Raw genomic sequence first — 10,524 nt, 5'->3', positions numbered from 1 at the left:
AGTTCACTCGGCTTGGCTTCCGTCGCGGCGCTGCAGACCGCATAATCCACTGAACCGCCGGATACGGACCCGTATGTCCGGTGGTGTGGGAGGGGCGGAGCCGCGAGGCTCCCCCCTATCCCGATTGTGCCTTCATTCACATGTCGCGGCGCCGGAATATCCGGAGGGCCTGCGGGTTGATCTCAGCGGACCATAACAACCATCGGGAGGATTGAGATGAAGATCGTTGCGCAGATCGCGGTTCCGGCCTGTCTTGCGTTCGTCGTCGTGGCGACGCCGCCGGCGGCGGCGCAGACCGCCGACACCAGCTTTTTCCTGACCAGCAACGGCATCGGCAACGGCGGCAATCTCGGCGGGCTCGCCGGCGCCGACAATCATTGCCAGACACTGGCGCAGGCCGCCGGCTTCGGCGCGCCGAAGACCTGGCGCGCCTACCTCTCGACCCAGGCGGCCGACGGCAAGGCAGCGGAGAATGCGCGCGATCGTATCGGCAAGGGACCATGGAAGAATGTAAAGGGCGTCGTGGTCGCCAAGGACGTGGCCGACCTGCACAGCGCCGGCAACAATCTCACCAAGCAGACCGCCCTGTCCGAGAAGGGTGAGGTCGTCAACGGTGCCGGCGACACGCCGAACCGCCACGACGTGCTGACGGGGTCGCAAGCAGACGGTACGGCATTTGCGGCCGGCGAGGACCGCACCTGCAAGAACTGGACAAGCAGCACACAAGGCGCCGCCATGCTCGGGCACTTCGACCGCAAGGGCCTGCGCGACGACGAGCCGTCAAAATCCTGGAACACGTCGCATCCCTCGCGCGGTCCCGACGGCGGCTGCTCGCAGGCTGACCTGAAGAGCACCGGCGGCGACGGCCTGCTGTACTGCTTCGCGGCGAACTGAGGGAGCGTATCTGCTTCGTCATTGCGAGCGCAGCGAAGCAATCCATCCTACCGTAGGTGCGGAGCGATGGATTGCTTCGTCGCCTCGCGCCTCGCAATGACGGGATAGCACGATCGCGCTCAGCTCTTCCTGCGCTTGACGGTCTTCTTTGCGGTCTTCTTCGCAGCCTTCTTTTTCTTCGCGTTTTTTTTCTTCGCCGCGAAATAGGCTTCGACCTTCTTCGAGGAATGTCCGACGGCTGCGACCGCGGTCTTGAGCCGGGCAGGGGTCACCTTGAACTTCTTCGACCAGTAGCGGACCTCGTAGGGCTCGCTGATCGCGATCCGCGCGCGGTCGGCGGCCTTGTGGCGCTGCTCCTTGAAATGGGCTTCTACCTTCTTGGCGGAATGCCCGACCTTCTTGACGGCGGCCTTCAGCTTCGCCGGCGTGACCTTGAACTTCTTGGACCAGTACGCAACTTCGTAGGACTCGCTCAACGCGATCAGAGCGCGATCCGCCGCGCCCCGCTTCTTCCTGCTGTCCGCCATAAGATGATCCCTCATCGAAGATTCGACGTTGGAACCTTAGCAGCCTCTGTGCGGTTCGCACAGGCAGCGGTGCGTGATGGACGATGTGAGCGCGGCGTGGCTACGATCGAGGTGAAGCGAACCGATGCGGCGAAGTTTTCGGAGGTAAGTACATGCACTATCAGCTTTACTACTGGCCGATGATCCAGGGCCGCGGCGAATATGTCCGCCTCGCGCTCGAGGATGCGGGCGCCGGCTACACCGATGTCGCGCGCGCCAAGAGCGGCATGGGTGCCATGACGAAGATGATGGAGGCACACAAGGGCACGCCGCCCTTCGCGCCGCCGTTCCTCAAGGCCGGCAGTCTCGTGATCGGGCAGACCGCCAACATCCTGCTCTATATCGGCGCGCGCCACGGCCTCGCGCCGAAGGCGGAGGGTGGAAAGCTCTGGGTGCACCAGCTGCAGCTGACGATCGCGGACTTCGTGCTGGAGATCCACGATACCCATCATCCGCTCGGGCCTTCGCTGTATTACGAGGACCAGAAGGCGCCGGCGAAGAAGCGCACCGAGGAGTTCTGGGATTCGCGGGTGCCGAAATATCTCGGCTATTTCGAGGATCTCGTGCAAGCCAACCGCGGTGCGTTCGTCACCGGACGCCGGCTGACCTACGCCGACCTGTCGCTGTTCCAGATCGTGGAAGGCCTGCGCTACGCGTTTCCGAAGCGGATGGCGGCGTTCGAGAAGAAGATCCCGCGCCTGATCGCGCTGCGCGATCGCGTCGCCGAGCGGCCAAACATCAAGGCGTATCTGGCCAGCGAGCGGCGGATTCCTTTCAACGAAGAGGGCATTTTCCGGCGCTACAAGGCGTTGGATTTGTGATCGCCGTCATTCCGGGGCGCGAAGCGAACCCGGAATCTCGCGCCAGAGTCTCTGGATTCCCGGTTTATGCTCCGCGTGCTCCGGAATGACGGCGTGGAAGGCTACCGGCTCCGCCCATCCACCGGCGTCATCGCGATCTTCGACAGATCGATGCCATCGATGCAGCTGACATTCAGCGCCACGATGTCGGTGCCATCGGGCTTCTTGCCGCGCGCGAACACGTCGACGCCGCAATCGACGCAAAGCTGATGGCGGATCGCATGGCGGTTGAAGAGATATTCCTTGAGGTTCTCGGCGCCGGCGCGAAGCTGGAAGCTCGACGGCGGCATGAACACGAAGTGCAGGCCCTTCTTGGTGCAGATCGAGCAGTTGCAGGCCGTCACCATGGCCATATCGGTGGTGCATTCGAAGCGGACCTGTCCGCAATGGCAACCGCCGGTGTAGGTCTTGCTCTCTGCCATGATGATCCCTCACCACAGGCCGGGTACGAGGCGGTAGCGCACCCGTGCCGCATAATCGGCGTAGCCTGACAACCCCGTCACCAGCGCGCGCTCCTCGATCCCTGTGCGGATCACAAACATCACGAAGAACACCGGCACGAAGGCGAGGCCCCACCAGGAGCCGAGCGTCAGCGGCACGCCGATGAAGAACAGCATCACGCTCGTATACATCGGATGGCGGACCAGCGCGTAGGGACCGGTCGAGATGACGTGATGGTCGCGCTCGGTCTGTACCTTCACGACCGGCGCGGCGAACGAGTTGGTGCGGAACACCCACAGGATCGCCACGGTCGAGACCAGATACAGCACAAGGCCGAGCACGATCAGCGGCACGCCGTCATTGACGCCGTCAAAGCGCCGGTCGAGCCCCATCGCGACGAACCACAGCACGGCAACGACCAGGAACACCAGCATGAACCGCTTGTCCTCGGTGGGCTGGCCTTCGCGCGCGGTGAGGCGCATGCGCTCGGCCAGCAGCCCGGGATCGACCTTGGCGAGCCACAGCCCGCAGGCCGGGCCGATCACGGCCGAGGCGATCAGATAGGCCCATGCGCCGGGCCAGTGCAGCGTACCTGCGAAGGCAAACAGCAGCACGGCCATGGCGATGACGAAGAAGGTATTCTGCAGAAGGAGCTTTGCGATCATGAGCGGCTCCGCGCGATTCCAGTCGTGATTATCGCACCGTTTTCCCGGCAAACATGCGACCGCAGCGATCAACTTTCGGAGCAGGCGAGACGTTCCAGCGTCGCGACTGTATTGACAATCATATAAGCAATTGCTTATATATTTTCATGCCCGCCGCCACGCAGCTGACCGATGTGTTGAAGACCCTCGCGGACCCGACGCGGCGGGCGGTGTTCGAGCGGATTGCGCGGGAAGGCGAGATCGCCGCGACGGGCCTGGTGCAGGGTTCAAAGGTGTCGCAGCCGGCGGTGTCGCAACATCTGCGCGCGCTGCGCGATGCCGGGCTGGTCGCCGAGCGGCGCGAGGGCCGGCATATCCATTATCGCATCGCGCCGAAGGGGCTCGGCCCGCTGATCGACTGGCTCGGCCACTACGAGACGTTCTGGGCCGAGCGCTTCGCAAATCTGGAACGGCTGTTGAAGGAGAGTGAGTGATGGGTGAGACGCACGCGATCGCGGTCGAGAAGGTGCTGCCCTACGCGGCCGAGAAGATCTGGCGGACGCTGACGACGAGCGACCGGATCGCGAAATGGCTGATGCCGAACGATTTCGTGCCGGCCGTTGGCCATCGCTTCAATTTCCACACCAAGCCGATGGGCGACTGGGACGGTGTCGTGCATTGCGAGGTGCTGGATTGCGATCCGCCGCGCCTGTTGCGCTACTCCTGGAAGGGCGGCGCTGATACCAATCCGGAATACGGCTCGAAGCTCGATACGATCGTCACCTGGACGCTGACGCCGGTCGAAGGCGGCACCCATCTGCGGATGGTGCATGACGGCTTCGTGCTGCCGGGCAACCGCTTCGCCTTCGACATGATGAGCCCGGGATGGGGCCGGGTGCTCGACGCCATCGCGCGCATCACCGGCGAAGGCTGATCACTCGTTGTTGCCGCGACGAACCGTGATCGAGGCGTCGGTCTTGTTGCGAGTGCATTCGAGGTTGAGGCGGCGATAGCGCATCGTGATGGTGTTGCCGCGCAAGATGCCCATGCGCTTCAGGCAGCGCGAGGTGCCGGTGACGGCGTCGTCCTTCGGCACGGTGAAGATCAGCGCGGTGGCGGAGCCCACCAGGTTGAAGAACTCCGGCTTCATCTTGCGATCGGTCTTGGCGTAGAGCTCGATCGAATAATCCTTGCCGCGGCAGCCGAGCGACAATTCCTTCGCCGCCGGGTGCGTGAGGTAGGTGATGTTGGCGGCGCTGAAATTGACCTTCAGCCCGTCGATCTGGCCCGCGAGCTGCTTGGCAATGTCCACGCAGGGATCGGCATGCGCAGGCGCTGCGACGAAAACCGTCGCTAGCGCGATCAGCGCGGCCGGCAGAGTGGAGCGGATGCCCAAAGGCAAGCGTCGGCGCAACGATGCTGTCACGAAATACCCCCCGCGGTATGAAAGTACGCGAAGCTACATGCAGGCTCCCGCGGAGCGCGTCAATACGGCCGCGTCAGGACGAGCACCTGCCTTCATGCGCCTTGGAAGCCCCGGCGGCCCGGCGCTCGCAATCATTGCCATAGGTCTTGCCGTCGCAGCCGCATACGGGCTTGAAGATCTTGTTGCAGATCGTCGGGCGGAACGCGCAGGTGCCGGTCTGGTCGAAGCGGCCGCAGGTCACGGGCTTGAACTGGCAGAACTGGCCGCGACCGCTGCATTGCAGTCCGGCAAGGCCGCCGCACGGCTTGCCGAGGCGGGCGGCATCGGCGCCGGTCGGGATCGCGATCAACAAGGCCAGCGCCGCGAACCAGACGAAAAGCGCTGTCTTCATGAAGGTCTCCTGATGGTTTCCTTGGCCGTTCCGCGGCTTGCCGGCGTTGTGGCAACCTGGGATTACGATGGCATGAAACATAGCACGTGGATTGCCGGTCCCGCGCATGGCTGGAAGGCGGCCGGCTTCCCTTTCCTTTGTCGGAAAAAGGCTTAGAACGGCTCTACATTGCCGGCGGCCCAGCGGCCGGCATCGGCCTTTCGAAACCGACGAGCAGCTCATGAACGCCCCCTCAGCCTTTCCCGACCAGCAGAAGCCCGTTCCGCCCTACAAGCACACGCCTCTGTTCCCGCTTGGTGCCGACACCACGCCCTACAAGAAGGTGACGAGCGAGGGCGTCCGGGTCGAGAAGGTGCTGGGCAAGGACATGCTTGTGGTGTCGCGGGAAGCGCTGCGCGCGCTCTCCGAGGCGGCCTTCGGCGACATCAACCACTATCTGCGGCCGGGCCATCTGAAGCAGCTCCGTTCGATCCTCGAGGACAAGGAAGCCAGCGACAACGACAAGTTCGTCGCCTTCGACTTCCTGAAGAATGCCAACATCGCGGCCGGCGGCGTGCTGCCGATGTGCCAGGACACCGGCACCGCGATCATCATGGGCAAGAAGGGATGCAACGTCATCACCGACGGTGACGACGAGGCCGCGCTGTCCGAAGGCGCGCGCGATGCCTATCTGCGCCGCAATCTGCGCTACTCGCAGGTAGCTCCCTTGTCGATGTATGAGGAGAAGAACACCGCCAACAACATGCCGGCGCAGTGCGAGATCTACGCCGAGGGCCAAGGGGATTCTGCGGGCGCCTACAAGTTCATGTTCATGGCCAAGGGCGGCGGCTCGGCCAACAAGAGCTTCCTGTTCCAGGCGACACCCTCGGTGCTGACCAAGGACCGGCTGCTCGCCTTCCTGAAGGAGAAGGTGCTGACGCTCGGCACCGCGGCGTGTCCCCCGTACCACCTTGCGATCGTGATCGGCGGCACCTCGGCCGAGCTCTGCATGAAGACGGTGAAGCTCGCCTCGGCGCGCTATCTCGACGCGCTGCCGCCCCACGGCTCGGCCGACGGCAATGCGTTCCGTGATCTCGAGATGGAGCAGGAAATCCTCAAGATGACGCAGTCGCTCGGCGTCGGCGCGCAGTTCGGCGGCAAATATTTCTGCCACGACGTGCGCGTGATCCGGATGCCGCGCCACGGCGCCTCGCTGCCGATCGGGCTCGGCGTCTCCTGCTCGGCGGACCGCCAGGTGCTCGGCAAGATCACCAGGGATGGCGTCTATCTCGAGGAGCTCGAGCACAACCCGGCGCAGTATCTGCCCGCGGTCGAGCAGTCGCTCGGCGGCGAGGTCGTCAAGATCGACCTCAACAAGCCGATGAAGGAGATCCTGGCGACACTGTCGCAATATCCGATCAAGACCCGCGTCTCGATGACCGGCACCATGATCGTCGCGCGCGACTCCGCGCATGCCAAGCTGCGCGAGCGGCTGGAGAAGGGCGAGCCGCTGCCCGACTATTTCAAGAACCATCCGGTCTACTACGCCGGTCCCGCCAAGACGCCCGACGGCTACGCCTCCGGCGCGTTCGGCCCGACCACGGCGGGACGCATGGACTCCTTCGTCGACCAGTTCCAGGCGGCCGGCGGCTCGATGGTGATGGTCGCCAAGGGCAACCGCGCAGTCGCGGTGCGCGAGGCCTGCAAGAAGCATGGCGGCTTCTATCTCGGCTCGATCGGCGGCGCCGCGGCGAACCTCGCCGAGCACTGCATCAAGAAGGTCGAGGTGGTCGAGTATCCCGAGCTCGGCATGGAAGCGATCTGGCGCATCGAGGTGGTCGACTTCCCGGCCTTCATCATCATCGACGACAAGGGCAACGACTTCTTCAAGGAATTGAATCTCGGTTGAGGATCGGGGTTGATTGCGGTCGGCCTCGACGGTTTTTCCAAAGGCTGGGTCGCCGTCACCATCGACGGCGACCGGCGCACGATTTCCTTTCACAGTGACATCGCGGACGCGCTTTCGCGTCCGTTCGATCGCGCCGGGATCGATATCCCGATCGGCCTGACCGATGACGGCGAGCGCGATTGCGACCTTCTCGCGCGCGTAAGATTACGCCCGCACAGCTCGCGCGTCTTCACCGGCGCGCGGCGCTGGCTGTGGCAGCAATTTGACGATCCCGATCTCGCGAATGCGGAAGCACTGCGCCGCGGCCAGACCCGTGTGTCGCGCCAGCTCTGGCATCTCGGCAAGAAGATCATGGAGGTCGACGGGTTTGTGCGCGCGAACGCTACGCGCGATGTCCGCGAGGTGCATCCCGAACTGGTGTTCTTGCAGCTGAACGGCGGCGAGCCCTTGCCGCGCAAGAAGTCGGAGGAGGGCGATGCGCTGCGCTGCAGGCTGCTGAAGCGATCAGGCTTCCGCGAGATCGATCGCTGGCTCATCGAGGTGCGCATCGGCACCGGCGCGAAGCGCGACGACGTGCTGGATGCCTGTGCTGTGGCGCTGGCTGCGCGCGAACCATGCGGAAGCGTTCCCGAAGCGCCGCCGCGAGACGCGCACGATCTGCCGATGCAGATCTGGTTCTAGCTGCAGTTCGTCACCTGGTTGGAGCACAGGCTGCGCCACCAGCCGCGCACGCCGTCATGGCTCTCCACTAGCGCCCAGTGCCCGCTGCAGGCGAGGATGCGTTTCGGGCCATCGTCGGTATCGAACTCACCGCCGAGCTTGCGTAGCGCCGGCGTCCACTTGGCATCGACGAAGGGCGCCTGGAACAGCCCGCCCATGCGGGTGTAGCCGTTGGCATAGCTCGCGCCAACCTTGTTGGCGGCAACCCATCCGCGCCCGGCATAAGGCTTTGGCGCGTTGCGCGGATAGCGCTTGTCATCTTCATAGGCCTTGCCCGGCGGCATCGCGCCTTCGATCAGAAACCAGCCGTCCTTGAAGCCGACGATACGAAACTCGGTGAGCCAGCCGCCCTCCGGCGGGTTCTCGGCCCCGCCCATCTTGAGATGGTAGGGCGGCGGCAGTTTGCCGAGCACGCGTGCCTTCGCCGACGGCTCCGCGCGCACGTTGAGGCCCGCGAGGTCCTTGTCCTCCGACCAGGCGCCAAGGTCGCATGGCTCGGTGCCAGCGGGCAATGTGTTTCGCTTCGCGTCAAGCTCGGCCTGGCGCGCGGCAAAGTCATTGTCCGCCCCGTCGGCATTTCCGGTCGCGATGTCGCTCGGACCGCGCGGCTTCAATTCGGCCGACAGCGCGCGCGTGCCATCCTTGCTTAGCGTCACGACCATCATCTGACGCAGCGCGAAGACGCTTGCCGGCGTCTTCGGGTCGTCTGCGCTCGCGGCATAGACCGCAAGGTAGCCGGTGGTGCCGGCGGTATCCGTGCTGGAAGAGGTGCCCGCAACATATCCGGCCGGCACCAGCGCGACCGCGCTCGCGCGCCACGCCGGTTCGGCTTCGCTTGCCTGCTGTGCGGAAGCCGTCGTGGCTGATAACGCCATGACGGCAACGGATGCCAGGATGCGCATGCGTGGTGCGCGTGCTGCGGTTACGCCCGCGTGCCGGTGAAGGGGAAGCTGCCCATCGGGCCGATGCCCATCTCGCCGGAGATGCCGTCGCCTGCGACCTTGCCGGTGAATTCGAGCGTCAGCGGCATCGGGTTGGTGATGGAAACCTTCCAGGCGACGTCGTCGCCGTTCACGGTGCCGTCGAAGATTTCGGTGGAGTTGCCCTCGGCGCCCTGCGTGCCGGTGAGCGTGCCGCCCGAGCTTGCCAGCGACAGCGTCGCCTTGCGCTCGCCCATGGGCGTCGTCATCGTGAGATTCCAGTTTCCGTCCACCGCCATTGATGTCTCCCCTCCAGGTAAGGCGCTTTCAAGCGAGATGGCTACCGTTTCGCGCGAAGAAAACGCGTGCGCGGGTATAGCCCATCTTGCCGCGCGCGCCTAGTTCGCGGCTGCGGCGATCAGGCGCGGGCGGCGGCGCGCAGCCGGCTTCCGACCAGGACGCGGAAGGCGACATACTGGATCGCGAAGGCGGCGATCTTGGCGCCGACCAGCACCACCGACACGTAGAATGCCCAGAGCTTCATGTCGCCGGTCGTCGCGATCGCAATGGTGCCGGCGGCGAGGATGAACATCAGCCCGGCCCAGGCGTAGCCGGCGAGGGTGGCGTATTCCGGAATCGTCTCGGTCACGATCGGCGGCAGATAGCGCAGCATCCAGCCGCGCTTGAGCATGATCGCGCCGATCGCGATGTGACCGATCGCGGGCTTCGCCAGCACGAAGCGCGGATCGTTGGTGAGTAGCGTCGCGCCGCCGAGCACGATCACCAGCCCAAGGCTCGCCCAGGTCATGTAGCCGAGTGACTGTCCCTTGACGCGCGCATAGACCACTTGTGCGATTGCGCCCGCGATCGCAACGCCGGTGGCGATCAGGACATTGTCGGTGGCGAAATAGACCACCAGGAAGACGATAGTGGAGAGGAAGTCGCTCGCAAGCCTGGCAAATACGCTCTTCATCGTCGTGGTTTCCGTTTCCTCGGGATAATGGTTGTGATGATGGCAGCGTCTAGCGTGAGGGCAGCGCGCCGGCCGGCGGCGTCGCGTCCTTGGCCGCGCGATAGTGCGGATACCAGTGGGTAAAGCCGACCGCGGCATTGCGTGCGGCGAAGGCGATCAAGAGGCCCGTCCACAGCGGCAGCGCCGGCACGTAAAGCACCGCAACGTTGCCGACCAGCATGAGCAGCATCGCCACGGTCCAGGCGCCGGTGATCAGGTAGTTGGCATGGAGGAAGCCGGGCAGCTTCGCGGTCTCGGCATCGACCTGCTCCAGCGCATATTGCCGCGTGAAGGGACGGCCGATCATGATCGAGCCGAGCGACACCAGCAGGATGCCGGCATCGACAGCGATCTTCACCGCGGTGTTGCTCGGCGTCGCGTCGACGAAGGTGAGGTAGAAGCCGATCGCGGCGAATATGACGACCGAACCGACGCCGAGGATCTTGATGCTGCGGCCGCGCGCGACATCGAACGCGATGACGGCGAGGCAGATCAGGGCCGCGCTGAGCAGGCTCACCGTGGCCGAGGTCACCAGCATCAGCATGGCGAAGGCGCCGTAGGGAGCGAGGATCAGGAAGATCGTCATGGTGAGCCTCATCGGCTTATCTTTACAGTGTAAAGATACCCTAACGGTGAGCAACGGAGGCGTCAAGCGAAATCTTTACAGTGTCAAAATCGTGAGGTGGCGGAAAAATCAAAGATTTGCCAATGACATAAAGTGGCGACCGCTCGTTTTCGGTCGGCGGCGGCAAAGACGTGGAT

The 10,524-nt window shown here is 64.3% G+C and carries 15 protein-coding genes; 6 read left to right on the top strand and 9 right to left on the bottom strand.

Annotated features, from left to right (window positions below; genetic code table 11):
- The first annotated feature begins 216 nt into the window (after window positions 1-216).
- The gene (locus tag I6F38_RS39895; protein WP_225164252.1) at window positions 217-894 is read left to right on the top strand and encodes a lectin; all 678 of its coding nucleotides are present in this window, start codon (window positions 217-219) and stop codon (window positions 892-894) included.
- Window positions 895-1,013: 119 nt separating this feature from the next.
- Here I6F38_RS39895 and I6F38_RS39890 read toward each other — a convergent pair whose 3' ends face one another.
- Window positions 1,014-1,421, bottom strand: coding sequence for a DUF3606 domain-containing protein (locus I6F38_RS39890; RefSeq protein ID WP_225164251.1), 408 nt, complete (start codon window positions 1,419-1,421; stop codon window positions 1,014-1,016).
- 152 nt (window positions 1,422-1,573) lie between these two features.
- On the opposite strand from I6F38_RS39890, the gene I6F38_RS39885 reads away from it, so the two are divergent.
- Window positions 1,574-2,281 (top strand): glutathione S-transferase, encoded by a 708-nt coding sequence (locus I6F38_RS39885; RefSeq protein ID WP_225164250.1) that lies wholly within the window; start codon window positions 1,574-1,576, stop codon window positions 2,279-2,281.
- Window positions 2,282-2,382: 101 nt separating this feature from the next.
- On the opposite strand, the gene I6F38_RS39880 is transcribed toward I6F38_RS39885, so the two are convergent.
- A complete protein-coding gene (locus tag I6F38_RS39880) occupies window positions 2,383-2,742 on the bottom strand; it encodes a GFA family protein (protein ID WP_016844775.1) in 360 nt (119 codons plus the stop codon).
- A gap of 9 nt (window positions 2,743-2,751) precedes the next feature.
- Window positions 2,752-3,426 (bottom strand): isoprenylcysteine carboxylmethyltransferase family protein, encoded by a 675-nt coding sequence (locus tag I6F38_RS39875; RefSeq protein ID WP_225164249.1) that lies wholly within the window; start codon window positions 3,424-3,426, stop codon window positions 2,752-2,754.
- Window positions 3,427-3,572: 146 nt separating this feature from the next.
- Between I6F38_RS39875 and I6F38_RS39870 the strand changes: the two genes are divergently transcribed.
- On the top strand, window positions 3,573-3,899 hold the full coding sequence (locus I6F38_RS39870; protein WP_028339820.1) for a metalloregulator ArsR/SmtB family transcription factor: 327 nt from the start codon (window positions 3,573-3,575) through the stop codon (window positions 3,897-3,899).
- Complete coding sequence (locus I6F38_RS39865) at window positions 3,899-4,339, top strand: SRPBCC domain-containing protein (RefSeq protein ID WP_225164248.1); 441 nt, start codon at window positions 3,899-3,901, stop codon at window positions 4,337-4,339. The genes I6F38_RS39870 and I6F38_RS39865 overlap by 1 nt, the downstream gene beginning before the upstream one ends.
- Here I6F38_RS39865 and I6F38_RS39860 read toward each other — a convergent pair whose 3' ends face one another.
- Complete coding sequence (locus I6F38_RS39860; protein ID WP_225164254.1) at window positions 4,340-4,801, bottom strand: hypothetical protein; 462 nt, start codon at window positions 4,799-4,801, stop codon at window positions 4,340-4,342.
- A 103-nt stretch (window positions 4,802-4,904) separates the two neighbouring features.
- The gene (locus I6F38_RS39855; RefSeq protein ID WP_225164247.1) at window positions 4,905-5,222 is read right to left on the bottom strand and encodes a Kazal-type serine protease inhibitor family protein; all 318 of its coding nucleotides are present in this window, start codon (window positions 5,220-5,222) and stop codon (window positions 4,905-4,907) included.
- Window positions 5,223-5,442: 220 nt separating this feature from the next.
- On the opposite strand from I6F38_RS39855, the gene I6F38_RS39850 reads away from it, so the two are divergent.
- Both I6F38_RS39850 and I6F38_RS39845 read left to right on the top strand, forming a co-directional pair.
- On the top strand, window positions 5,443-7,110 hold the full coding sequence (locus tag I6F38_RS39850) for a fumarate hydratase (protein ID WP_225164246.1): 1,668 nt from the start codon (window positions 5,443-5,445) through the stop codon (window positions 7,108-7,110).
- A gap of 9 nt (window positions 7,111-7,119) precedes the next feature.
- Complete coding sequence (locus I6F38_RS39845; protein ID WP_225164245.1) at window positions 7,120-7,791, top strand: DUF429 domain-containing protein; 672 nt, start codon at window positions 7,120-7,122, stop codon at window positions 7,789-7,791.
- On the opposite strand, the gene I6F38_RS39840 is transcribed toward I6F38_RS39845, so the two are convergent.
- The 4 genes from I6F38_RS39840 to I6F38_RS39825 all read right to left on the bottom strand — a co-directional run bounded on the left by I6F38_RS39840 (window position 7,788) and on the right by I6F38_RS39825 (window position 10,348).
- Window positions 7,788-8,732 (bottom strand): SH3 domain-containing protein, encoded by a 945-nt coding sequence (locus I6F38_RS39840; RefSeq protein ID WP_225164244.1) that lies wholly within the window; start codon window positions 8,730-8,732, stop codon window positions 7,788-7,790. The two genes, I6F38_RS39845 and I6F38_RS39840, sit on opposite strands and share 4 nt — an antisense overlap.
- Window positions 8,733-8,752: 20 nt before the next feature.
- Window positions 8,753-9,049: a hypothetical protein gene (locus I6F38_RS39835; protein WP_021077922.1), complete on the bottom strand. Its 297-nt coding sequence runs from the start codon at window positions 9,047-9,049 to the stop codon at window positions 8,753-8,755.
- 119 nt (window positions 9,050-9,168) lie between these two features.
- On the bottom strand, window positions 9,169-9,723 hold the full coding sequence (locus tag I6F38_RS39830) for a septation protein IspZ (protein WP_225164243.1): 555 nt from the start codon (window positions 9,721-9,723) through the stop codon (window positions 9,169-9,171).
- Window positions 9,724-9,772: 49 nt separating this feature from the next.
- Window positions 9,773-10,348, bottom strand: coding sequence for a hypothetical protein (locus tag I6F38_RS39825; protein WP_225164253.1), 576 nt, complete (start codon window positions 10,346-10,348; stop codon window positions 9,773-9,775).
- Between the last annotated feature and the right edge of the window lie 176 nt (window positions 10,349-10,524).

The organism is Bradyrhizobium sp. BRP56 (genome assembly GCF_020194035.1).
GTDB classification, from domain to species: Bacteria; Pseudomonadota; Alphaproteobacteria; order Rhizobiales; family Xanthobacteraceae; genus Bradyrhizobium; species Bradyrhizobium australafricanum.
The sequence above is the reverse complement of the archived record's forward strand: the minus strand, read 5'-3'. Positions and strand labels throughout refer to the sequence as shown.

Bases quoted from the DNA above. Each gene is read 5' to 3' on its own strand.
- I6F38_RS39895 (WP_225164252.1), top strand. From the start codon at position 217: ATGAAGATCGTTGCGCAGATCGCGGTTCCGGCCTGTCTTGCGTTCGTC.
- I6F38_RS39890 (WP_225164251.1), bottom strand. From the start codon at position 1,421: ATGGCGGACAGCAGGAAGAAGCGGGGCGCGGCGGATCGCGCTCTGATC.
- I6F38_RS39885 (WP_225164250.1), top strand. From the start codon at position 1,574: ATGCACTATCAGCTTTACTACTGGCCGATGATCCAGGGCCGCGGCGAA.
- I6F38_RS39880 (WP_016844775.1), bottom strand. From the start codon at position 2,742: ATGGCAGAGAGCAAGACCTACACCGGCGGTTGCCATTGCGGACAGGTC.
- I6F38_RS39875 (WP_225164249.1), bottom strand. From the start codon at position 3,426: ATGATCGCAAAGCTCCTTCTGCAGAATACCTTCTTCGTCATCGCCATG.
- I6F38_RS39870 (WP_028339820.1), top strand. From the start codon at position 3,573: ATGCCCGCCGCCACGCAGCTGACCGATGTGTTGAAGACCCTCGCGGAC.
- I6F38_RS39865 (WP_225164248.1), top strand. From the start codon at position 3,899: ATGGGTGAGACGCACGCGATCGCGGTCGAGAAGGTGCTGCCCTACGCG.
- I6F38_RS39855 (WP_225164247.1), bottom strand. From the start codon at position 5,222: ATGAAGACAGCGCTTTTCGTCTGGTTCGCGGCGCTGGCCTTGTTGATC.
- I6F38_RS39850 (WP_225164246.1), top strand. From the start codon at position 5,443: ATGAACGCCCCCTCAGCCTTTCCCGACCAGCAGAAGCCCGTTCCGCCC.
- I6F38_RS39840 (WP_225164244.1), bottom strand. From the start codon at position 8,732: ATGCGCATCCTGGCATCCGTTGCCGTCATGGCGTTATCAGCCACGACG.
- I6F38_RS39835 (WP_021077922.1), bottom strand. From the start codon at position 9,049: ATGGCGGTGGACGGAAACTGGAATCTCACGATGACGACGCCCATGGGC.
- I6F38_RS39830 (WP_225164243.1), bottom strand. From the start codon at position 9,723: ATGAAGAGCGTATTTGCCAGGCTTGCGAGCGACTTCCTCTCCACTATC.
- I6F38_RS39825 (WP_225164253.1), bottom strand. From the start codon at position 10,348: ATGACGATCTTCCTGATCCTCGCTCCCTACGGCGCCTTCGCCATGCTG.